Raw genomic sequence first — 21,183 nt, 5'->3', positions numbered from 1 at the left:
AGACTTACTCCAGCGCTTTCCAGATATCCGTGGCGTACTCGCGAATCGTCCGGTCAGACGAGAACCAGCCCATCCGCGAGGTGTTCAACACCGCCGAACGCCACCACTCCTTGGAATCGTGCCAATGGGCTTCGACCCGCATCTGCGCGTTCCAGTAGGAATCGAAATCGGCGCAGACCAGGAAACGGTCGTAATCCACCAGCGAATCGATCAGCCCGCTGTACCGCGACGGATCATCCGGCGAGAACACCCCGCTACGAATCGCTTGCAGCACATCGTTGAGCCGGTGAGACGCAGCGATGTCCGGCACTGCACTGAACTCGTGGTTTTGCTTGCGCGCTTCCACCTGCTGCGCGCTGAGCCCGAAGATGAACATATGCTCGGCGCCGATGCGCTCGCACATCTCCACGTTGGCGCCGTCCAGCGTGCCGATGGTCAGCGCACCGTTGAGACCGAATTTCATGTTGCTGGTGCCCGACGCCTCGAAACCGGCGGTGGAGATCTGTTCGGACAAGTCAGCCGCCGGAATGATGCTCTCGGCGAGGCTGACGTTGTAATTGGGCAGGAACACTACTTTGAGCAAGCCACGCACGGTCGGATCGTTGTTCACCACCCGGGCGATGTCGTTGGTCAGCTTGATGATCAGCTTGGCCTGGTGATAACTGGCCGCCGCCTTACCGGCGAAGATCTTCACCCGCGGTACCCAATCGATTTCCGGCTCGGCGCGAATCGCCTGGTACAACGCCACGGTGTGCAGCAGGTTGAGCAACTGGCGCTTGTACTCGTGGATCCGTTTGACCTGCACATCGAACATCGCCGCCGGGTTGACCGCCACGCCCAGCCGTTCGTGAATGAGATACGCCAGGGCTTTTTTGCTGTGCAAACGCTGCTCGGCAAACGCCTTGCGGAACGCGGTTTTTTCGGCGAACGGCTCAAGATCGAGCAATCGCGCTTCGGGGTTATCCAGCAGATCCGGGCCGAGTGCATCGACCAGCATCGAGGTCAGCTCGGAGTTGGCCTGATAGAGCCAGCGGCGGAAGGTAATGCCGTTGGTTTTGTTGTTGATCCGCTCCGGGTAGAGCTTGTGCAGCTCGGAGAACACCGTTTTGCGCATCAGTTGCGTGTGCAAACCGGACACGCCATTGACGCTGTGGGAGCCCAGGAACGCCAGATTGCCCATGCGTACCCGGCGGCCATTGTCTTCTTCGATCAGCGACACCGCGCGCAGCACGTCGAAATCGTGAATGCCTTTGGCGCGCAACGAATCGATGTGCTGGGCATTGATCAGGTAAATGATCTGCATGTGACGTGGCAGCATGCGTTCCATCAACCCCACCGGCCAGGTTTCCAGCGCTTCGGGCAGCAGCGTGTGATTGGTGTAGGACAGCGTGTCGACCGTAACCTGCCAGGCGGCATCCCAGGCCACGTCGTAGACGTCGACCAATTGGCGCATCAGCTCGGCAACGGCAATCGATGGGTGCGTGTCATTGAGCTGGATCGCCGCATGATCCCCCAGGGTCAGTACCGAGGTGTGCATGTTGCGATGGCGACGCAGCAAGTCCTGCAATGATGCCGCGACAAAGAAGTATTCCTGACGCAGACGCAGTTCCTGGCCGGCTTCGGTGCTGTCCGCCGGATACAGCACGCGGGAGATACTCTCGGCGCGGGCCACTTCGGCCACTGCGCCAAGGTGGTCCCCGGCGTTGAAACGCTCAAGGTGCAAGTCTTCCATGGCCCGTGCGCGCCACAGTCGCAGGGTGTTCACGCTCGCTCCTCGCCAGCCGACCACGGGTGTGTCGTAGGCAATGGCCCGCACGGTTTCCGCCGGGTGCCAGACTTGCTTGGACTTGCCACTTTCATCGGTCACGGTCTCGACGCTGCCACCAAAACCGATCGGATATACCACCTCCGGGCGCTCGAACTCCCAAGGGTTGCCGAAATCCAGCCAGTGTTCGGTTTGCTCCTGCTGCCAGCCGTCGACAATCGCCTGACGGAACAGGCCGTGTTCATAGCGAATGCCGTAGCCATGACCGGCGATGCCCAGGGTCGACATGCTTTCCATGAAGCACGCCGCCAGACGACCGAGGCCCCCGTTGCCCAGCGCGGCATCGGGCTCCAGCAGGCGGATGCGCTCGAGGTCGACGCCGAGTTCGGTCAGGGCCTCGCGCGCGACGTCGAGCAGGCCAAGGTTGCTCAGGCTGTCGTAGAGCAAGCGACCGATGAGAAATTCCAGGGAGAGGTAGTAAACGCGCTTCTGACCTTTGCGATAAATCTGACGCGTGTGGTCCATCCAGTGCTCGACCATGTGATCACGCGCTGCCAGGGCAATGGCTTCGAACCAGTCGTGGTCGAAGGCGTGATCCGGGTCTTTGCCCACCGCATAGGTGAGTTTGGTCAAGACGGCGTCGCGGAATGCGGCCACCTCTGCTTCGCGAACAAGTGGTTCTTGAGTCATCGATAGGACCTCGAGCGAGCGTTGAGTTGTCTGAGCCTAGACGGTCTGACAGGTGGTAGAGGCTCTGGTTCGGCAGTTTTTCCCGCAAGTGCGAAACAGATCGGCAATACATTGTCGTGTACCGGAATCAATGCAGGGGCCGTGCCGGATTAGCGGTTCGCCGCACGCCGATGAAAAAATCTGGCGAAAGGTTGTTCAAAAATCCACCAGTCCCGGTATGATCGCGCGCCCTGATGCACACGCTGGTAACAACCGATGATGAAGCCCAACCTGATCGCCGCCGCGGAGATCGACCGACTCGATACCTGGGCAAAATATTCTGCCCCCATGTGCGGTTCGTGCATATCCAGCTGCTGCACCCTGCCGGTCGAGGTCAAGATCAAGGATCTGATCCGTATCGGCGTGGTCGATGAGTTCGAGATGGGTGATCCGCCGAAGAACATCGCCAAGCGCCTGCAAAAGGAAGGTCTGGTCGAGCGTTTTAACCAGAAGTCGGGAATCTTCACCCTCCAGCGCATGAGCAACAACGATTGCCTGTACCTGGATCGCAAGAGCCGTCTGTGCACTATTTATGAAAAGCGCCCGGATACCTGCCGCAACCACCCGAAAATCGGCCCGCGGCCAGGGTATTGCGCGTACAAGCCCAAGGAAGTGGTGCGCGAGCAGAATTCGCGGTCGATCGAGCGGTTCTGATAGTTCCTGATTTTTTTGGCGGCTGATCGGCCGCCATCGCTGGCAAGCCAGCTCCCACAGTGATTGTTGTCGTACACAAATTTCATGTACGACTCAAATCGTGTGGGAGCTGGCTTGCCAGCGATGGGGCCAGCAAAACACCACACATATCCCGGACAAACAAAAACGCCCCCGGCCTTTCGACCGGGGGCGTTTTCGTCAAGCCGAGCTAAATCTTATGCCTTGGCTTTCTTGGCAGCGCGGGTACGCTCGCTTTCGTCCAGGATCTTCTTGCGAAGACGGATGGACTTAGGCGTCACTTCACACAGCTCGTCGTCCTGGATGAATTCCAGAGCCTGTTCCAGGGTGAAGCGAACAGGTGGAACCAGAGCGATGGTTTCGTCTTTACCCGAAGCACGCATGTTGTCGAGCTTCTTGCCCTTGGTAGGGTTAACGCCCAGGTCGTTGTCACGGCTGTTCAGACCAACGATCTGACCGTTGTAGATTTCCTGACCGTGTTCTACGAACAGCTTGCCACGTGCCTGCAGGGTTTCCAGGGAGTAGGTCAGCGCCTTGCCGGTTTCAACCGAAACCAGAACGCCGTTCTGACGACCGGACATGTCGCCGGACTTCATCACGTCGTAACGGTCGAAGATCGAAGTCAGGATGCCAGCACCGTTGGTCAGGGTCAGGAACTGGTTACGGAAACCGATCAGACCACGAGCAGGGATGTTGTATTCCAGACGTACACGGCCCTTGCCATCCGGCACCATGTTGGTCAGGTCGCCTTTACGCAGGCCCATCTCTTCCATCACCTTGCCCTGGGATTCTTCCGGCAGGTCGATGGTGACGTTTTCGAACGGTTCGTGCTTCACGCCGTCAACCAGACGGATGATCACTTCCGGACGGCCTACAGCCATTTCGAAGCCTTCGCGACGCATGGTTTCGATCAGTACCGAGAGGTGCAGTTCGCCACGGCCGGAAACCTTGAACTTGTCAGCCGAGTCGCCTTCTTCAACGCGCAGTGCAACGTTGTACAGCAGCTCTTTGTCCAGACGTTCCTTGATGTTACGGGAAGTCACGAACTTGCCTTCTTTACCGCAGAATGGCGAGTCGTTTACCTGGAAGGTCATGGAAACGGTTGGCTCGTCGACGGTCAACGGCTTCATCGCTTCAACGGTGTCCGGGTGGCACAGGGTGTCGGAGATGAACAGCGAGTCCATACCGCTGATGCACACGATGTCGCCTGCAGCAGCTTCTTCAACGTCTACACGGTGCAGACCGTGGTGACCCATCAGCTTCAGGATACGACCGTTACGCTTCTTGCCGTCGGCGCCGATAGCAACAACCGGAGAGTTCGGCTTGATGCGACCACGAGCGATACGGCCAACACCGATAACACCCAGGAAGCTGTTGTAGTCCAGTGCGGAGATCTGCATCTGGAACGGACCGTCACGGTCAACAGCCGGCGCCGGTACGTTGTCGACGATCGACTGGTACAGCGGGGTCATGTCTTCAGCCATTTCGTTGTGGTCCAGACCGGCAATACCGTTCAGGGCCGAGGCGTAGACGACTTTGAAGTCCAGCTGTTCTTCGGTGGCACCCAGGTTGTCGAACAGATCGAAGATCTGGTCCAGAACCCAGTCCGGACGCGCGCCTGGACGGTCAACCTTGTTGATGCACACGATCGGACGCAGGCCGGCTTCGAAAGCCTTCTTGGTCACGAAACGGGTTTGCGGCATAGGGCCGTCTTGAGCGTCAACCAGCAGCAGAACGGAGTCAACCATCGACATTACGCGTTCAACTTCGCCGCCGAAGTCGGCGTGGCCCGGGGTGTCCACGATGTTGATGTGGTAGCCGTTCCAGTTGATGGCGGTGTTTTTCGCCAGAATGGTAATACCGCGCTCTTTTTCCTGGTCGTTGGAGTCCATCACGCGCTCGTCGTTGAGCTCGTTGCGCTCCAGAGTGCCGGATTGACGCAAGAGTTTGTCTACCAGGGTGGTCTTACCATGGTCAACGTGAGCAATGATGGCGATGTTGCGTAGATTTTCGATCACTTGTGTATCTCGATCAGAGGATTCGGTGCGCTGACAAGTCTTGGCAGCGATTTACAGTAGAGTCAGGCCTTGCCGTTACAGCTTGACGGCGGCGTCGGGGGGCCGGTGACGCAAGCCACAGGCAAACAGCCCCGGGCACTTAGCTCGGTCGATAAACGCGCACATTGGCATGCCCCTCACTGAGCAAATGGTGAGCATGCAGGCGACTCATCACGCCTTTGTCGCAATAAAGCAGGTACTGGCGAGTAGGGTCCAGTTCCTTGAAACGAGCGTTCAGTGCATAAAACGGCATCGTTTGTACCTCGATGCCAGCGAGGTCCAGCGGGTCGTCTTCAGCGGCGTCCGGGTGACGGATATCGATGACGATCTGACCGGCCAGCGCTTCGCTGACTTCTTCAATTTGCAAATCCTGGCCCAATTCATCGATCACGCGATCGATCGGCACCAGTTTGGCGTTTTCGAGCGCTCGCTCGAGTACCGCCATATCGAATTCTTTCTCTTCATGCTCGACGCGATGGCGCTTGGCTGCGGTCTTCGGGTTGACCGAGATGACGCCGCAGTATTCCGGCATGTGCCGGGCGAAATCGGCGGTGCCGATTTCGTTGGCCAGATCGATGATGTCCTGCTTGTGGCTGGCGATGAGCGGTCGCAAGACGAGCTTGTCGGTCACGCAGTCGATCACGCTCAGGTTCGGCAATGTCTGGCTCGATACCTGGGAGATCGCCTCGCCGGTCACCAGCGCATCAATGTGCAGTCGATCGGCAATTTGGGACGAAGCGCGCAACATCATACGCTTCAATACTACGCCCATATGACTGTTATCGACTTTGCCGAGAATTTCTCCCAGCACTTCCTCGAACGGCACACTGACAAATAACACGCGTTGGGAGCTGCCGTACTTCTTCCAGATGAAATGCGCGACTTCCATGACGCCCAGTTCGTGGGCACGTCCGCCCAGATTAAAGAAGCAGAAGTGGGCCATCAGGCCGCGTCGCATGATCTGGTAAGCCGCAACGGTGGAGTCGAAGCCACCGGACATCAGTACCAGCGTCTGCTCCAACGCGCCCAGCGGATAACCGCCGATGCCGTTGTGCTGGCTGTGGATCACAAACAACCGTTGGTCGCGAACTTCGATGCGAACTTCGATTTCAGGCTTTTTCAGGTCGATTCCGGCGGCACCACACTGACGACGCAACTGGCTGCCGACGTATTTCTCGATGTCGATCGAGCTGAACGGGTGCTTGCCCGCGCGCTTGCAACGCACCGAAAAAATCTTCCCGGCCAGCGCATCGCCGTAGTGCTGCTTGCACTTTTCAACGATGTCGTCGAAATCCCCCAGCGGGTACTCGTCGATTTGCAGGAAGTGTGCGATGCCCGGCATGCAGCTCAGACGCTCGCCCATCTCTTTCAGGGCCTTGGGGTCGCTGACGCGGGTTTCCAGCTCGAGGTTGTCCCACACGCCGTTCACCACCACAGCCGGGTCCAGATCGCGGAGCACGGCACGGATGTTCTTGGCCAATTGGCGGATGAAACGCATCCGTACCGGGCGGCTCTTGATGGTGATCTCGGGGAAGACTTTTACGATTAATTTCATGGAAACAGCGCGCGCAGGGCCTGCCGAAAAAGGGGGGCGCGGATTATAGCGGAAATTGCTCAAGGTTTAACCAGTTAATGTGCAGAAGGTTTTGCCCGCACCAAAAGAGGTCATTTTTAGCTTTAGGCGCCACATTGTAGGGCGATAATTTGTTCTTTCAGGCGCCTTGCACCTTTATAAGCGTGAATTTGGGGCAAAAAACCCATGGTGGGGCACTGGCATGCAATTTGCTCCCTTGTGAGGCAGGTTGCCTTGGCAGAGTATTCGCGCCGGCATCACAAACATTTAAGGGCATCCACTACCAGCCCTAAGCCACCCGGAGGACACTATGTCGAAGTCGGTTCAACTCATCAAAGATCATGACGTCAAGTGGATTGATCTGCGCTTCACAGACACCAAAGGCACTCAGCACCACGTGACCATGCCGGCTCGCGATGCGCTGGATGAAGACTTCTTCGAAGTCGGCAAGATGTTCGACGGCTCTTCCATCTCCGGCTGGAAAGGCATCGAAGCCTCCGACATGATCCTGATGCCGGACGACTCCACCGCCGTTCTCGACCCGTTCACCGAAGAGCCGACCCTGATCCTGGTCTGCGACATCATCGAACCTTCGAGCATGCAAGGCTACGATCGCGACCCACGTGCGATCGCCAAGCGCGCTGAAGAGCACCTGAAAGCCACCGGTATCGGCGACACCGTATTCGCCGGTCCAGAGCCAGAGTTCTTCATCTTCGACCAAGTGAAGTTCAAGTCCGACATTTCCGGCTCCATGTTCAAGATCTACTCCGAACAAGGTTCCTGGATGTCCGACCAGGACATCGAAGGCGGTAACAAGGGCCACCGTCCTGGCGTCAAAGGCGGCTACTTCCCGGTTCCACCGTTCGACCACGACCACGAAATCCGTACCTCCATGTGCAACGCACTGGAAGAAATGGGCCTGACCGTCGAAGTTCACCACCACGAAGTGGCAACTGCCGGCCAGAACGAAATCGGCGTCAAGTTCAACACCCTGGTGAAGAAAGCCGACGAAACCCAAACCCTGAAGTACGTTGTGCACAACGTTGCTGACGCCTACGGCCGTACCGCTACCTTCATGCCTAAGCCTCTGTACGGCGACAACGGCTCGGGCATGCACGTACACATGTCCATCTGGAAGGATGGCAAGAACACCTTCGCAGGCGAAGGCTATGCCGGTCTGTCCGACACCGCTCTGTACTTCATTGGCGGCATCATCAAGCACGGTAAGGCCCTGAACGGCTTCACCAACCCGGCGACCAACTCCTACAAGCGTCTGGTACCAGGTTTCGAAGCCCCGGTAATGCTGGCCTACTCGGCCCGTAACCGTTCCGCTTCGATCCGTATTCCTTACGTGTCGAGCCCTAAAGCCCGTCGTATCGAAGCACGCTTCCCGGATCCGGCTGCCAACCCGTACCTGGCTTTCGCAGCACTGCTGATGGCTGGCCTGGACGGCATCCAGAACAAGATCCACCCTGGCGATGCAGCTGACAAAAACCTGTACGACCTGCCGCCTGAAGAGGCGAAAGAGATCCCACAAGTTTGCGGCAGCCTGAAAGAAGCCCTGGAAGAGCTGGACAAAGGTCGTGCGTTCCTGACCAAAGGCGGCGTTTTCTCCGACGACTTCATCGACGCTTACATCGCTCTGAAAAGCGAAGAAGAAATCAAGGTCCGCACCTTCGTACACCCACTGGAATACGAGCTGTACTACAGCTGCTGATCCGGTAGCGCCTGCGCAAGCGGCGTGACTAAAAAGAGGCCTCCTTCGGGAGGCCTCTTTTTTTTGGTCATTTTCCGACAGCGGTTATCTCCTTCTCCTCGGACATTCACAGCATCGTCCGGCATCAATCCGCTCAAGTTGTTCGTAGCCTGCTCCGTCTTGCCCGAACTCAACGGATAAAACAATGAAGACCTACCTGCTGACTCCCCTGCTCGCCACCTTGACTACTGCATTGCTGGGCTGCAGCCCGGCATCGCAACCGGCAGGCATCGAACGGAAAATCCTCCTGCAAAGCAGCACCTCCTGGGACAACACCCCCTACACTCGCTACCCCGCAGCCGCCCCTGAACTGACACTGCTCAAACTCAAGATACCGGCCAACACTGAACTCGACTGGCATACTCATCCAATCCCCAACGCGGCCTACATTCTCGCGGGCGAGTTGACGGTTGAGGGCAAGGACAATGGCTTGGTCCAGCACTTCAAACAGGGCGAGGCGCTGGCTGAAATGGTCGACACCACGCATCGTGGAAAAACCGGTGACAAGCCGGTAGAACTCATTGTGTTCTATGCTGGCAGCCAAGGAATTCCATTGTCGGAGTAATTCTCGCTGCCCACAGGGAGGCTGAATGCGGCCACTTTTTATGCTTTTGCTGCTGCCTTTGGCTTTTCCCGTGGTGGCCCAGATCTACAAATACACCGATGCGGATGGCAATACCGCGTACAGCAATCAACCGCCCGACGGAGTACCGGCCCAGCCGGTCGAGCTGCCGCCACTCAACAGCGTTGAACCCCAGACAGCTCCGGGGTCAACCACGCCAACCAATACGGACGAACAATCGCGCAATGCCTACGAAGTACTGGAGCTGACCGGCCTGCCCACCACCGAAGCCCTGCGCGCGAACAACGGCACCTTCACCGTCAATGTGTTGATCAAACCGCGATTGCAAGGCCCGCACCTGTTCAGACTGGTCCTGGATGACCAACCCTACGGTCAGCCCGGCAATGTGCCGATCCTGCAACTGGTGAACATCGACCGCGGCCTGCACAGCCTGGCGGTGCAAGTAATAGACGGGGAAACCGTGGTCCAGCAAAGTCCCAGTGTGACGTTTACCGTGCAACGGGTGCACAAGCCTTGAAGGGTTGGTTGCTGATCGGCCTGCTGTTGGCCTTGCCCGCTTCGGCGCAGGTGTTTACTTACATCGACGCCCAAGGCAATCGGGTCTTTACCGATCAGCCCAGACCCGGCAATGCCAAGCGCGTCCCGCTGGCAACCAGTAACCGAATGGCCGTCCCAGACTCCGCACCAGCGCGCAGCGCAAAGAAACCAGAGCAAAAACCCCTGCTCCACTACGACCTGCTGCGCATTCTGGTGCCGGAGCCCGATGCCACTGTACGCAGCACTGCTGGCGAAATCATCGTCAGTATCACCAGTGAGCCAGGCCTGCAAAAAGGCCATCGCTACCGCTTATTGCTCGATGGCCAACCCACGGCCGAGCCCGGTATCAGCCCGGTGTTCCCGCTGACCAACATCGACCGCGGCACCCACCAGCTGTCCGTGGAGGTCCTCGACGAACACGGCCGAACCGTTGAACGTACCGCCAATCAGCCTTTCCACATGCAGCGCATGTCCCTGGCGCAAAAGCGCAAGGTCAAACCGTGCGCGATCGATGACTATGGCCAACGGCCGGAATGCCCGCTTGCCGAGAAGCCAGTCGAAGAAAAAAGTCCGTTTTTACGCTTCTTCTAAATTGGCTCAGGTTTGCGCACTATATTGGTGCGATTGGTTGCACCTTCGCCAAATTCCAACCCATTTTGGTTCGAAACTACTCGCCGAAGGTGGCAGAGCGCCACTCAATCGAGCGCCGAACGCCCATTTCGGGCGATCCACGCTTCTTTTCGGAGCCTTGGTTTGGTTTTTGCATTTTCCTCGCGTCAGCGCTTTTTTCTTGCGCATGCTTTGCCCTAAAAGAGGTCCCGATGACCATTAGCGACGCACTCCACCGTTTGCTACTCGACAACCTCACCACCGCGACCATCCTGCTCGATGCCGAATTGCGCCTTGAGTACATGAACCCGGCGGCGGAAATGCTGCTGGCCATCAGCGGCCAGCGCAGCCATGGGCAGTTCATCAGCGAGTTGTTCACCGAATCCACCGAGGCGCTCAATTCGTTGCGTCAGGCCGTGCAGCAGGCGCACCCGTTCACCAAGCGCGAAGCGATGCTCACCGCCCTCACCGGCCAGACCCTGACGGTCGATTACGCGGTCACACCGATCCTCAGCAATGGCGATACGTTATTACTGCTCGAGGTACATCCCCGCGATCGCCTGCTGCGCATCACCAAGGAAGAGGCGCAACTGTCGAAGCAGGAAACCAGCAAGATGCTGGTGCGCGGCCTGGCCCACGAAATCAAGAATCCGCTGGGCGGCATTCGTGGCGCGGCGCAATTGCTGGCCCGCGAACTGCCGGAAGAAAGCCTGCGCGATTACACCAATGTGATCATCGAGGAAGCTGACCGCCTGCGAAACCTGGTCGATCGCATGCTCGGTTCCAACAAGCTGCCCTCGCTGGCCATGTGCAACGTCCACGAAGTTCTGGAGCGCGTCTGCCATCTGGTCGAGGCCGAAAGCCAAGGCTGCATCACATTGGTGCGCGACTATGACCCAAGCATCCCCGACGTGCTGATCGACCGCGAACAAATGATCCAGGCCGTGCTGAACATTGTGCGTAACGCAATGCAGGCCATCAGTAGCCAGAACGAGCTGCGCCTGGGCCGCATCAGCCTGCGTACCCGTGCCATGCGTCAGTTCACCATCGGTCACGTGCGCCATCGCCTGGTGACCAAGATCGAAATCATCGACAACGGCCCGGGCATCCCTGCGGAGCTTCAGGAAACCATTTTCTTCCCCATGGTCAGCGGCCGTCCGGACGGTACCGGGCTGGGCCTGGCCATTACCCAGAACATCATCAGCCAGCACCAGGGCCTGATCGAGTGTGACAGCCACCCCGGCCACACCACGTTCTCGATCTTTCTGCCACTGGAACAAGGAGCCACATCGACATGAGCCGTAGTGAAACCGTGTGGATCGTCGATGACGACCGTTCTATCCGTTGGGTCCTGGAAAAAGCCTTGCAACAGGAAGGCATGACCACGCAGAGCTTTGACAGCGCCGATGGCGTGATGAGCCGCCTGGCGCGCCAGCAGCCGGACGTGATCATCTCCGACATCCGCATGCCCGGCGCCAGTGGCCTGGACCTTCTGGCGCGGATTCGCGAACAGCACCCGCGGCTGCCAGTGATCATCATGACCGCGCACTCCGATCTGGACAGCGCTGTCGCGTCCTACCAGGGCGGTGCCTTCGAGTACCTGCCCAAGCCGTTCGATGTCGATGAAGCCGTCTCCCTGGTCAAGCGCGCCAACCAGCACGCCCAGGAGCAACAAGGCCTGGAAGTCGCTCCGACCCTGACCCGCACCCCGGAAATCATCGGCGAAGCACCGGCGATGCAGGAAGTGTTTCGCGCCATCGGCCGCTTGAGCCACTCCAACATCACTGTGTTGATCAACGGCGAGTCGGGTACCGGCAAGGAACTGGTGGCCCACGCCCTGCATCGTCACAGCCCTCGTGCGGCATCGCCGTTCATTGCGCTGAACATGGCGGCGATCCCGAAAGACCTGATGGAGTCGGAACTGTTCGGTCATGAGAAAGGCGCGTTCACCGGCGCCGCCAACCTGCGTCGCGGCCGCTTCGAGCAGGCTGATGGCGGCACGCTGTTCCTCGATGAAATCGGCGACATGCCGGCCGACACCCAGACCCGCTTGCTGCGCGTACTGGCCGATGGCGAGTTCTATCGCGTTGGCGGTCATGTGCCGGTCAAGGTTGATGTGCGCATCATCGCCGCCACTCACCAGAATCTGGAAACCCTGGTGCACGCCGGGAAATTCCGTGAGGACTTGTTCCACCGCCTCAATGTAATCCGCATCCATATCCCGCGCCTGTCGGACCGCCGCGAAGACATCCCGACCCTGGCCAAGCACTTCCTCAGCCGTGCCGCGCAAGAACTTGCCGTGGAACCAAAGCTGCTCAAGAGCGAAACCGAGGAATACCTGAAGAATCTGCCGTGGCCGGGCAACGTGCGTCAGCTGGAGAACACTTGCCGCTGGATCACGGTCATGGCTTCGGGCCGCGAAGTGCATATCGGCGACCTGCCACCTGAGCTGCTGAGCCTGCCGCAGGATTCGGCGCCAGTGACCAACTGGGAGCAAGCACTGCGCCAGTGGGCCGACCAGGCATTGGCACGCGGTCAGTCGAGCCTGCTCGACAGCGCCGTTCCGGCCTTCGAGCGCATCATGATCGAAACAGCCCTCAAACACACCGCTGGCCGTCGCCGTGATGCCGCCGTATTGCTGGGTTGGGGGCGCAACACCCTGACGCGCAAAATCAAGGAATTGGGCATGAAGGTCGATGGCGGGGATGATGATGAGGGGGATGAGGGCTAGTTTCACCGCTTGATTTTCATCGCTCTTGAGCTCCATTCGCGGGCAAGCCTCGCTCCTACGGGATTACTGCCATTCAGGCCCCGTAGGAGCGAGGCTTGCCCGCGATGCTTTTAGGGGCCGGATGCACCGCCGCAATGCACCGTGAACCGCAATCGCGCACTGTGACCGCTCTGAAATCCAGTCTGCACTCGCAATCGAAGCCCTGCCGAAAAAATACAAAAGCCCCGGATTACGGGGCTTTGCACATCACGACAGGGCTTTTTGTTTCAACTTATGAAAACCTGGCATGCCCCCTGCAATAGTCCATTCAGTGGTTCAGACCACTACCCAGTTTCGGGGACCTTGGTACAGGCAGGCCGGGGATTCCCCTCTTTACACCGGGCTCACACCGCACAAGCGACGAGCCCATCCCGTTTTGGGGTCCTTGGTACAGGCAGGCCGGGGATTCCCTCTTTACACCGGGTTCACGACGCCATGCGCGAACCCTCCCGTTTTGGGGACCTTGGTACAGGCAGGCCGGGGATTCCCTCTTTTATTGCTCCCGGAGATGGACCTCCAGCCGCCAGCGGTCATCGACCTCGCTACCGGCCCACTCACCCTGCAGGGGACGGGCCGCCACCACCGTCAGCAACAACCCCCCATCGCTCAACCGCACCCGCCAGTTCACGCTCTTGTCGTTAAGCTTGAGCTGACCTTGCTGCGCCTTGCCCTCGGCCTCGAACAACAACGCGACGCTGCCATCGACGATCTCGCCGTGGGTCTTGGGTTCGTTGTTGAACCACACCACCAGTGCGTCGCCCTTTACTTCGATTTGCTGCATGACGCTGGGGTCGGGCGTGGTCAGGCGACCGATCATCAGCCCCACCATGACCCCGACAATGGCCAGCGACATCATCACCCGCGGGAATAGTTTCGAACGCGAGTCGGCTTGCGGCGTAGAATGCCGCTCATCTTTACCTTCGGAGCCGTGCATGTTTCACGTCATCCTTTTCCAACCAGAAATTCCGCCGAATACCGGCAACGTTATCAGGCTGTGCGCCAACAGTGGCTGCCACCTGCATTTGATCGAGCCGCTGGGCTTCGAGATGGACGACAAGCGCCTGCGCCGGGCTGGCCTCGATTACCACGAGTATGCCACCCTGCAGCGCCACGCGGACCTTGCCAGCTGCCTGGAAAGCCTCGGTCATCCACGGGTGTACGCTTTTACCACCAAGGGCTCACGGCCATTTCACGATGCCAGTTTCGTCCCGGGTGATGCTTTTCTGTTCGGCCCGGAAAGCCGTGGCCTCCCCGCCGACGTGCTCGATGCCCTGCCCGCCGAACAGCGCTTGCGTCTGCCGATGCGTGAAGGCTGCCGCAGCCTGAACCTGTCGAATACCGTGGCGGTGGCGGTGTACGAAGCCTGGCGCCAGAACGACTTCAAATAAAGCAGAGACTGATCGTACCCACGCTCCGCGTGGGTACGCCTCAAGGGACGCTCCGCGTCCAGTGACGCCGAGCGTCACGGGCTGCATTCCCACGCGGAGCGTGGGAACGATCATCTCCCGCCCAAGAAAAAAGCGCCTTTGATGGCGCTTTTTTCGTTAGTGCATCGAACGCTTACTGAACGGTCGGCGTCTCGCCCGCTGCCTGCATGCGTTGCAGCTCTTGCGCGTACAGCGCGTCGAAGTTCACCGGGGCCAGCATCAGCGCCGGGAACGAACCGCGGGTCACCAGGCTGTCCAGGGTTTCGCGAGCGTACGGGAACAGGATGTTCGGGCAGAACGCACCCAGGGTGTGGCTCATCGAAGCGTCGTCCAGGTTCTTGATCAGGAAGATACCGGCCTGTTGCACTTCGGCGATGAACGCCACTTCGTCACCGTTCTTCACGGTTACCGACAAGGTCAGTACGACTTCGTGAAAGTCGCTCTCCAGAGCCTTTTGACGGGTGTTCAGATCCAGACCGACACTCGGCTCCCACTGCTGGCGGAAAATCGCCGGGCTTTTCGGGGCTTCGAAGGACAAGTCACGTACGTAGATGCGCTGCAAGGAGAATTGCGGTGCGTTTTCTTCTTCGCTGGCTGCAGTGTTCTGTTGGTCAGTCATCTCAGATCCTTTCTGATCTTGGGCTTTTATAAGGTATGGAACTCAGGCCTTGAGCAGTGCGTCGAGCTTGCCGGCGCGCTCCAGGGCAAACAAATCGTCACAACCGCCGACGTGGGTGCTGCCGATCCAGATCTGCGGCACGGAGGTACGTCCGGCCTTCTGAGCCATTGCAGCACGCACCTGCGGCTTGCCATCGACCTTGATCTCTTCGAAGGCCACGCCTTTGTTCTCGAGCAGGTACTTGGCTCGGGAGCAATAAGGGCAGTAATCGCTGGAGTAGACGACGACGTTGCTCATATCACTTCACCAGCGGCAGATTGTCGGCTTTCCAGCTGGAAACGCCACCGGACAGCTTGGCGGCGGTGAAACCGGCTTTCATCAGCTCGCGAGCGTGGGTGCCCGCAGTCTGGCCCATGGCGTCGACCAGAATGATGGTCTTGGCCTTGTGCTTTTCCAGCTCGCCAACGCGAGCAGTCAGTTTGTCGTGCGGAATGTTCAACGCACCAACAATGTGACCGGCGGCAAAATCCTTCGCCGGACGAATGTCGATCACCACGCCCGCGTCTTTGTTGACCAGGCCGGTCAGTTCACCGGTGCTCAGGCTACGGCCGCCGCCCTGCATCTGATAAGCGATCAGCGCGGCCAGCAGTACGACGAAGATACCGACGAGAATGTAGTGGTTAGTGGCAAATTCAATCAGGTGAGCAACCATCGAAGGAGGTTCCAGGGCGTTAAAATGTCGGCCAGTATACACAGCCACTATGGTGGGCCAAACCCCGTCTGGCGGTGACGCGGCAGGAACTTCGCTTTAAACTGCGACTCCCTTTTTCCATCATCCCCTTTTACCTCAGCCACGAGTGGATTCCATGACTACCACGCCTAAACCTTTGGTCCTGATGATTCTCGACGGCTTCGGTCACAGCGACAACCCTGAATCCAACGCGATCTTTGCCGCGAAAAAGCCTGTGCTGGACCGCTTGTGGGCCACCGTACCGAACGGCCTGATCTCGGGCAGCGGCATGGACGTCGGCTTGCCGGATGGCCAGATGGGCAACTCCGAAGTCGGCCACATGAACCTCGGCGCCGGCCGCGTGGTGTATCAGGACTTCACGCGCGTTACCAAGTCGATCCGCGACGGCGAGTTCTTCGAGAACCCGACCATCTGCGCTGCCGTCGATAAAGCCGTCGCCGCCGGCAAAGCCGTGCACTTCATGGGTCTGCTGTCCGATGGCGGCGTTCACAGCCATCAGGACCATTTGGTGGCCATGGCTGAACTGGCCGCCAAGCGTGGCGCCGAAAAAATCTACCTGCACGCGTTCCTCGATGGCCGTGATACGCCACCGAAAAGCGCGCAGTCGTCGATCGAACTGCTCGACGCCACTTTCCAGGCGCTGGGCAAAGGTCGTATCGCCAGCCTCATCGGCCGCTATTTCGCGATGGACCGTGACAACCGTTGGGACCGCGTATCCCAGGCCTACAACCTGATTGTCGACGGTACTGGCGAATTCAACGCCGCCACCGCCCAGGAAGGCTTGCAAGCTGCGTACGAGCGTGGCGAGAGCGACGAATTCGTCAAAGCCACCTCGATCGGCGAACCGGTAAAAGTCGAAGATGGCGATGCGGTGGTGTTCATGAACTTCCGCGCCGACCGTGCCCGCGAACTGACCCGCGTGTTCGTGGAAGACGATTTCAAGGAATTCGAACGCAGCCGCCAGCCAAAACTGGCCGGTTTTGTCATGCTGACCCAATACGCCGCCAGCATTCCTGCGCCATCGGCCTTCGCCGCGGGCAGCCTGGAAAACGTGCTGGGCGACTATTTGGCGAAAAACGGCAAGACCCAGCTGCGCATTGCTGAAACAGAGAAGTACGCGCACGTGACCTTCTTCTTCTCCGGCGGCCGCGAAGAACCGTTCCCGGGCGAAGAACGCATCCTGATTCCGTCGCCAAAAGTCGCCACTTACGACTTGCAGCCGGAAATGAGCGCACCCGAAGTCACCGATCGCATTGTCGATGCCATCGAAAACCAGCGCTATGACGTGATCGTCGTCAACTACGCCAACGGCGACATGGTTGGCCACAGCGGCGTGTTCGAAGCGGCGGTCAAAGCTGTCGAATGCCTGGACACTTGCGTCGGCCGAATCGTCGAGGCGCTGGAAAAGGTTGGCGGCGAAGCGCTGATCACCGCTGACCACGGCAACGTCGAGCAAATGTCCGACGCCTCCACCGGCCAGGCGCACACCGCACACACCACCGAACCGGTGCCGTTCATCTATGTCGGCAAGCGCGACCTCAAGGTCCGCGAAGGTGGTGTGCTGGCGGACGTGGCACCGACCATGCTCAAGCTGCTGGGCCTGGAAAAACCGGCGGAAATGACCGGGACTTCGATTCTCGTCTAATCATCATTAATACCTGTGGGAGCTGGCTTGCCAGCGATAGCAATCTGACAGCAAACATTCATGTTGTTGCCAGGCCGCTATCGCTGCGATGCGGCGACCCGACAAGCCAGCTCCCACAGTGGTTTCTGGTGGTTTTCAGGACTAATTTCCCGCACATCCCTCTCCAGTTATCACACAGTCCCAATTGGGCATTTTTTTTGCTGCCCATGGCGGGCATACTAGGCCGTCCCTTTCCCTGGTGTCGCCCGCCTCTATGCTTCGCGTCCTGATAGCCCTTGCTCTGACTTGCCTGCTCCAACCGGCCTTTGCTGACGAGCGCGCGCAAACCCAACAACAGTTGGACGCCACGCGTCAGGACATTGCCGAGCTGAAAAAGCTGCTGGGCAAGTTGCAGGAAGAAAAATCCGGGGTGCAAAAAGAACTCAAGGGCACCGAGACTGAAATGGGCAAGCTCGAGAAGCAGGTCGAGGCCCTGCAAAAAGAGCTGAAGAAAAGTGAAGCCGAGCTGCAGCGGCTCGATGCGGAGAAAAAAAAACTCCAGAGCGCGCGCACTGAACAACAGCGACTGATCGCCATCCAGGCCCGCGCGGCCTACCAGAACGGCCGACAGGAATATTTGAAGCTGCTGCTCAACCAGCAGAATCCCGAGAAATTCGCCCGCACCCTCACCTATTACGACTACCTGAGCCAGGCCCGCCTGGAACAGTTGAAGAGCTTCAACGAAACGCTGCGCCAACTGGCCAATGTCGAAAAAGACATCGACATGCAGCAAGCGCAACTGCTGGTACAGAAAAGCAGCCTCGACACCCAGCGCGACGAGCTGGACAAAGTCCGCCGAGAGCGCCAGCAAGTCCTGGCCAAGCTCAATGACGACGTGAAGGCCCGCGACCAGAAACTGGCGGCCCGCGAGCAGGATCAGGCAGATCTGTCTAAAGTCCTTAAAACCATTGAGGAAACCCTGGCTCGCCAGGCTCGTGAGGCAGAAGAAGCGCGACAAAAAGCGCTGATTGCCCAGCAGGAAGCCGAAAAAAAGCGCTTACGTGAGGCCCAGGCTCAAGCAGACGAGACTGACGCCCCACGCAAACCGGTTAAATCAACGCCTGGCGCGTTGGTCTCAAGCTCCGGCGAAACCTTTGGCGGTCCGTTTGCTTCAACTCGCGGCAAACTTCCGTGGCCTGTCGATGGTCGACTGTTGGCACGCTTCGGTGAAAGCCGTGGCGACGACGCCCGGACCAAGTGGGACGGCGTGATGATCGGCGCTTCCGCCGGCAGTACCGTGCATGCGGTGCATGGCGGTCGCGTGGTGTTCGCCGACTGGTTGCGCGGCGCAGGGTTGCTGGTCATTCTCGACCATGGCAACGGTTTTTTGAGTCTTTATGGTCACAACCAGACACTGCTCAAGTCTGCGGGTGACGTGGTAAAAGCCGGTGAATCCATCTCCACTGTAGGTAGCAGCGGCGGTCAAGACACACCGGCCTTGTATTTCGCGATTCGTCAGCAGGGTCACCCGAGTGACCCTGCACAATGGTGTCGCGCGCAAGGATAAGCGCGCCATCCAATTCAGGAGTTCGTTCGACATGCTGCATTTGTCCCGCCTTACCTCGCTGGCCCTGACGATCGCCCTGGTGATCGGCGCGCCTCTGGCGTTCGCCGCTCAACCGGCCCCGGCGGTTGCGCCTGCGGGCACTGCTGCGACCACCAAGGCGCCATTGCCGCTGGAAGAGTTGCGCACCTTTGCCGAGGTCATGGATCGGATCAAAGCCGCCTATGTCGACCCGATAGACGACAAGACCCTGCTGGAAAACGCCATCAAGGGCATGCTCAGCAACCTTGATCCACACTCGGCCTATCTCGGGCCTGAAGACTTCGCCGAGTTGCAGGAAAGCACCAGCGGCGAGTTCGGCGGCCTGGGCATCGAAGTCGGCGCCGAAGACGGATTCATCAAAGTGGTGTCGCCAATCGACGACACGCCGGCCTCCAAGGCGGGCATCCAGGCGGGCGATTTCATCGTCAAGATCAACGGCCAGCCAACCCGTGGCCAGAGCATGACCGAAGCCGTGGACAAGATGCGCGGCAAGATCGGCCAGAAAATCACCCTGACCCTGGTTCGCGACGGTGGCACGCCGTTCGACGTGACCCTGGCCCGCGCCATCATTCAAGTGAAGAGCGTGAAGAGCCAGTTGCTGGAATCGGGCTACGGCTACATCCGTATCACCCAGTTCCAGGTCAAGACCGGCGAAGAGGTCTCCAAAGCGCTGGCCAAGCTGCGCAAGGACAACGGCAAGAAGCTCAAAGGCATCATTCTCGACCTGCGCAACAATCCGGGCGGCGTGCTGCAGTCGGCGGTTGAAGTCGTCGACCACTTCATCACCAAAGGCCTGATCGTTTACACCAAAGGCCGGATCGCCAACTCCGAGCTGCGTTTCAACGCCACTGGCAAAGATGAAAGTGAAGCCGTGCCAATGGTTGTGCTGATCAATGGCGGCAGTGCCTCGGCCTCGGAAATTGTCGCCGGCGCCCTGCAGGACCAGAAGCGTGCGGTAGTCATGGGGACGCCAAGTTTCGGCAAAGGCTCGGTGCAAACCGTGCTGCCGTTGAACAACGACCGCGCTCTGAAAATCACCACGGCGCTGTATTACACGCCTAATGGCCGCTCGATCCAGGCCCAGGGCATCGTCCCGGACATCGAAGTGCGCAGAGCCAAGATTACCAACGAGCAGGATAGCGAGTACTTCAAGGAAGCCGATCTGCAAGGTCACCTGGGCAATGGTAACGGCGGCGCCGACAAGCCAAGCAGCTCCGGCGGCAAAACCAAGCCGATGCCGCAGGACGACGATTACCAGTTGGCCCAGGCCCTGAGCCTGCTCAAAGGGCTGAGCATTACGTCCGGCCGCTGAGATGCTTCTTCGGCTGACCCTGGCGCTGTTGTGCAGTCTGGCGTGCGTGGCTCACGCCACCCCCGCCGTTACCGCGCCGCAAAAAGCCTACCTGAGCTTGATCATCGACGACCTGGGGCAAAGCCTGCCCCGGGATCGCCGCGTGCTGGGCCTGCCCGGCCCGGTAACCGCAGCGATCATGCCCGATACCCCCCACGCCACCGAATTCGCCCGCGAAGCCCATCGCGCCGGCAAGATCGTCATTCTGCATATGCCGATGGACCCGGCCACAGGACCATTTGCCTGGCATCCCGATCTACCCATCGAGGAGCTTGAGAGACGCCTGAACGCTGCGTTCAAAAGGGTTCCCTACACCGCCGGCATCAACAATCACATGGGTAGCCGCATGACCGCGCAACCCGCCGCCATGGCCTGGTTGATGGCCGACCTGCAGCGTCGTCACAAATTTTTCGTCGACAGCCGCACCAGTGCGCAAACCGTGGCGGCGCAGCAAGCGCAGAAGATCGATCTGGCGAGCGTTTCTCGGGATGTGTTTCTGGATGATGAGCGCACTGAAGACGCTATTTTTGCCCAACTCCAGACAGCGATCAGCCTCGCACACCGACAGGGCTCGGCAGTGATGATCGGACATCCGTATCCGCAGACACTGGCAGTGCTGGAGCGAGAGTTGCCCAAGCTGAAGGCCCAGGGAATCGAGTGGATCGATATCCGGCAGATGATCAGCGTGCGCGGTAATCGCGCCACGGCGGCGCATGGCAAGGACGGCCAGTACCGCCTGCCGACTTCACAGTAA

The 21,183-nt window shown here is 59.1% G+C and carries 19 protein-coding genes; 12 read left to right on the top strand and 7 right to left on the bottom strand.

Annotated elements, in window-relative coordinates:
* Positions 1-4 precede the first annotated feature (4 nt).
* The gene (locus ASD60_RS01075) at positions 5-2,455 is read right to left on the bottom strand and encodes a glycogen/starch/alpha-glucan phosphorylase (protein WP_056852218.1); all 2,451 of its coding nucleotides are present in this window, start codon (positions 2,453-2,455) and stop codon (positions 5-7) included.
* A gap of 255 nt (positions 2,456-2,710) precedes the next feature.
* Here ASD60_RS01075 and ASD60_RS01070 point away from each other — a divergent pair, with 255 nt between their 5' ends.
* Positions 2,711-3,148 carry a YkgJ family cysteine cluster protein gene (locus ASD60_RS01070; protein WP_056852217.1) on the top strand — a complete coding sequence of 146 codons (438 nt, stop codon included), beginning with the start codon at positions 2,711-2,713 and terminating at the stop codon, positions 3,146-3,148.
* Between the two features lie 215 nt (positions 3,149-3,363).
* Here the strand turns inward: ASD60_RS01070 and typA are convergent, their stop codons facing one another.
* Both typA and thiI read right to left on the bottom strand, forming a co-directional pair.
* Positions 3,364-5,184 (bottom strand): translational GTPase TypA, encoded by a 1,821-nt coding sequence (gene typA, locus ASD60_RS01065; RefSeq protein WP_046815270.1) that lies wholly within the window; start codon positions 5,182-5,184, stop codon positions 3,364-3,366.
* Between the two features lie 139 nt (positions 5,185-5,323).
* Positions 5,324-6,778 (bottom strand): tRNA uracil 4-sulfurtransferase ThiI, encoded by a 1,455-nt coding sequence (gene thiI / locus ASD60_RS01060; protein WP_056852216.1) that lies wholly within the window; start codon positions 6,776-6,778, stop codon positions 5,324-5,326.
* Positions 6,779-7,106: 328 nt separating this feature from the next.
* Here thiI and glnA point away from each other — a divergent pair, with 328 nt between their 5' ends.
* From glnA to ntrC, 6 genes are all read left to right on the top strand, one after another.
* Positions 7,107-8,513, top strand: a complete 1,407-nt coding sequence (glnA, locus tag ASD60_RS01055; protein ID WP_056852215.1) for a type I glutamate--ammonia ligase — start codon at positions 7,107-7,109, stop codon at positions 8,511-8,513.
* Positions 8,514-8,697: 184 nt separating this feature from the next.
* Positions 8,698-9,117: a cupin domain-containing protein gene (locus tag ASD60_RS01050; RefSeq protein WP_056852214.1), complete on the top strand. Its 420-nt coding sequence runs from the start codon at positions 8,698-8,700 to the stop codon at positions 9,115-9,117.
* A 25-nt stretch (positions 9,118-9,142) separates the two neighbouring features.
* Positions 9,143-9,652, top strand: coding sequence for a DUF4124 domain-containing protein (locus ASD60_RS01045; RefSeq protein WP_056852213.1), 510 nt, complete (start codon positions 9,143-9,145; stop codon positions 9,650-9,652).
* The gene (locus ASD60_RS01040; RefSeq protein WP_056852212.1) at positions 9,649-10,263 is read left to right on the top strand and encodes a DUF4124 domain-containing protein; all 615 of its coding nucleotides are present in this window, start codon (positions 9,649-9,651) and stop codon (positions 10,261-10,263) included. Before ASD60_RS01045 ends, ASD60_RS01040 begins: the two co-directional genes overlap by 4 nt.
* A 230-nt stretch (positions 10,264-10,493) precedes the next feature.
* A complete protein-coding gene (gene glnL / locus ASD60_RS01035) occupies positions 10,494-11,579 on the top strand; it encodes a nitrogen regulation protein NR(II) (RefSeq protein ID WP_056852211.1) in 1,086 nt (361 codons plus the stop codon).
* A complete protein-coding gene (ntrC, locus tag ASD60_RS01030) occupies positions 11,576-13,012 on the top strand; it encodes a nitrogen regulation protein NR(I) (protein WP_056852210.1) in 1,437 nt (478 codons plus the stop codon). The genes glnL and ntrC overlap by 4 nt, the downstream gene beginning before the upstream one ends.
* A 532-nt stretch (positions 13,013-13,544) precedes the next feature.
* Here the strand turns inward: ntrC and ASD60_RS01025 are convergent.
* Positions 13,545-13,985, bottom strand: a complete 441-nt coding sequence (locus ASD60_RS01025) for a hypothetical protein (RefSeq protein WP_056852209.1) — start codon at positions 13,983-13,985, stop codon at positions 13,545-13,547.
* On the opposite strand from ASD60_RS01025, the gene ASD60_RS01020 reads away from it, so the two are divergent.
* Positions 13,984-14,439, top strand: a complete 456-nt coding sequence (locus ASD60_RS01020) for a tRNA (cytidine(34)-2'-O)-methyltransferase (RefSeq protein ID WP_056852208.1) — start codon at positions 13,984-13,986, stop codon at positions 14,437-14,439. The genes ASD60_RS01025 and ASD60_RS01020 overlap by 2 nt on opposite strands.
* A 172-nt stretch (positions 14,440-14,611) precedes the next feature.
* Here ASD60_RS01020 and secB read toward each other — a convergent pair whose 3' ends face one another.
* Genes secB through ASD60_RS01005 form a run of 3 tightly spaced genes read right to left on the bottom strand, consistent with a single transcriptional unit; the run spans position 14,612 to position 15,809 of the window.
* On the bottom strand, positions 14,612-15,097 hold the full coding sequence (gene secB, locus ASD60_RS01015; protein ID WP_056852207.1) for a protein-export chaperone SecB: 486 nt from the start codon (positions 15,095-15,097) through the stop codon (positions 14,612-14,614).
* A 42-nt stretch (positions 15,098-15,139) separates the two neighbouring features.
* The gene (gene grxC, locus ASD60_RS01010; RefSeq protein WP_008058538.1) at positions 15,140-15,394 is read right to left on the bottom strand and encodes a glutaredoxin 3; all 255 of its coding nucleotides are present in this window, start codon (positions 15,392-15,394) and stop codon (positions 15,140-15,142) included.
* 1 nt (position 15,395) lies between these two features.
* Entirely contained in the window at positions 15,396-15,809 is a 414-nt protein-coding gene (locus ASD60_RS01005) for a rhodanese-like domain-containing protein (protein ID WP_056852206.1), read from the bottom strand.
* Positions 15,810-15,963: 154 nt separating this feature from the next.
* Between ASD60_RS01005 and gpmI the strand changes: the two genes are divergently transcribed.
* From gpmI to ASD60_RS00985, 4 genes are all read left to right on the top strand, one after another.
* Positions 15,964-17,493, top strand: a complete 1,530-nt coding sequence (gene gpmI / locus ASD60_RS01000; RefSeq protein ID WP_056852205.1) for a 2,3-bisphosphoglycerate-independent phosphoglycerate mutase — start codon at positions 15,964-15,966, stop codon at positions 17,491-17,493.
* 253 nt (positions 17,494-17,746) lie between these two features.
* Positions 17,747-19,039: a murein hydrolase activator EnvC family protein gene (locus ASD60_RS00995; protein WP_056852204.1), complete on the top strand. Its 1,293-nt coding sequence runs from the start codon at positions 17,747-17,749 to the stop codon at positions 19,037-19,039.
* Between the two features lie 31 nt (positions 19,040-19,070).
* Positions 19,071-20,390, top strand: coding sequence for a S41 family peptidase (locus ASD60_RS00990; protein WP_056852203.1), 1,320 nt, complete (start codon positions 19,071-19,073; stop codon positions 20,388-20,390).
* A gap of 1 nt (position 20,391) precedes the next feature.
* Entirely contained in the window at positions 20,392-21,183 is a 792-nt protein-coding gene (locus ASD60_RS00985; protein ID WP_056852202.1) for a divergent polysaccharide deacetylase family protein, read from the top strand.

This window comes from Pseudomonas sp. Root562 (assembly GCF_001427125.1).
Lineage (GTDB): Bacteria > Pseudomonadota > Gammaproteobacteria > Pseudomonadales > Pseudomonadaceae > Aquipseudomonas.
This window is presented reverse-complemented; position numbering and strand designations above follow the sequence as displayed.

What these genes read in the sequence shown, in the direction of transcription:
- ASD60_RS01075 (WP_056852218.1), bottom strand. Translation starts at nt 2,455, where the DNA reads ATGACTCAAGAACCACTTGTTCGCGAAGCAGAGGTGGCCGCATTCCGC.
- ASD60_RS01070 (WP_056852217.1), top strand. Translation starts at nt 2,711, where the DNA reads ATGATGAAGCCCAACCTGATCGCCGCCGCGGAGATCGACCGACTCGAT.
- thiI (WP_056852216.1), bottom strand. Translation starts at nt 6,778, where the DNA reads ATGAAATTAATCGTAAAAGTCTTCCCCGAGATCACCATCAAGAGCCGC.
- glnA (WP_056852215.1), top strand. Translation starts at nt 7,107, where the DNA reads ATGTCGAAGTCGGTTCAACTCATCAAAGATCATGACGTCAAGTGGATT.
- ASD60_RS01050 (WP_056852214.1), top strand. Translation starts at nt 8,698, where the DNA reads ATGAAGACCTACCTGCTGACTCCCCTGCTCGCCACCTTGACTACTGCA.
- ASD60_RS01045 (WP_056852213.1), top strand. Translation starts at nt 9,143, where the DNA reads ATGCGGCCACTTTTTATGCTTTTGCTGCTGCCTTTGGCTTTTCCCGTG.
- glnL (WP_056852211.1), top strand. Translation starts at nt 10,494, where the DNA reads ATGACCATTAGCGACGCACTCCACCGTTTGCTACTCGACAACCTCACC.
- ntrC (WP_056852210.1), top strand. Translation starts at nt 11,576, where the DNA reads ATGAGCCGTAGTGAAACCGTGTGGATCGTCGATGACGACCGTTCTATC.
- ASD60_RS01020 (WP_056852208.1), top strand. Translation starts at nt 13,984, where the DNA reads ATGTTTCACGTCATCCTTTTCCAACCAGAAATTCCGCCGAATACCGGC.
- ASD60_RS01025 (WP_056852209.1), bottom strand. Translation starts at nt 13,985, where the DNA reads ATGCACGGCTCCGAAGGTAAAGATGAGCGGCATTCTACGCCGCAAGCC.
- secB (WP_056852207.1), bottom strand. Translation starts at nt 15,097, where the DNA reads ATGACTGACCAACAGAACACTGCAGCCAGCGAAGAAGAAAACGCACCG.
- grxC (WP_008058538.1), bottom strand. Translation starts at nt 15,394, where the DNA reads ATGAGCAACGTCGTCGTCTACTCCAGCGATTACTGCCCTTATTGCTCC.
- ASD60_RS01005 (WP_056852206.1), bottom strand. Translation starts at nt 15,809, where the DNA reads ATGGTTGCTCACCTGATTGAATTTGCCACTAACCACTACATTCTCGTC.
- gpmI (WP_056852205.1), top strand. Translation starts at nt 15,964, where the DNA reads ATGACTACCACGCCTAAACCTTTGGTCCTGATGATTCTCGACGGCTTC.
- ASD60_RS00995 (WP_056852204.1), top strand. Translation starts at nt 17,747, where the DNA reads ATGCTTCGCGTCCTGATAGCCCTTGCTCTGACTTGCCTGCTCCAACCG.
- ASD60_RS00990 (WP_056852203.1), top strand. Translation starts at nt 19,071, where the DNA reads ATGCTGCATTTGTCCCGCCTTACCTCGCTGGCCCTGACGATCGCCCTG.
- ASD60_RS00985 (WP_056852202.1), top strand. Translation starts at nt 20,392, where the DNA reads ATGCTTCTTCGGCTGACCCTGGCGCTGTTGTGCAGTCTGGCGTGCGTG.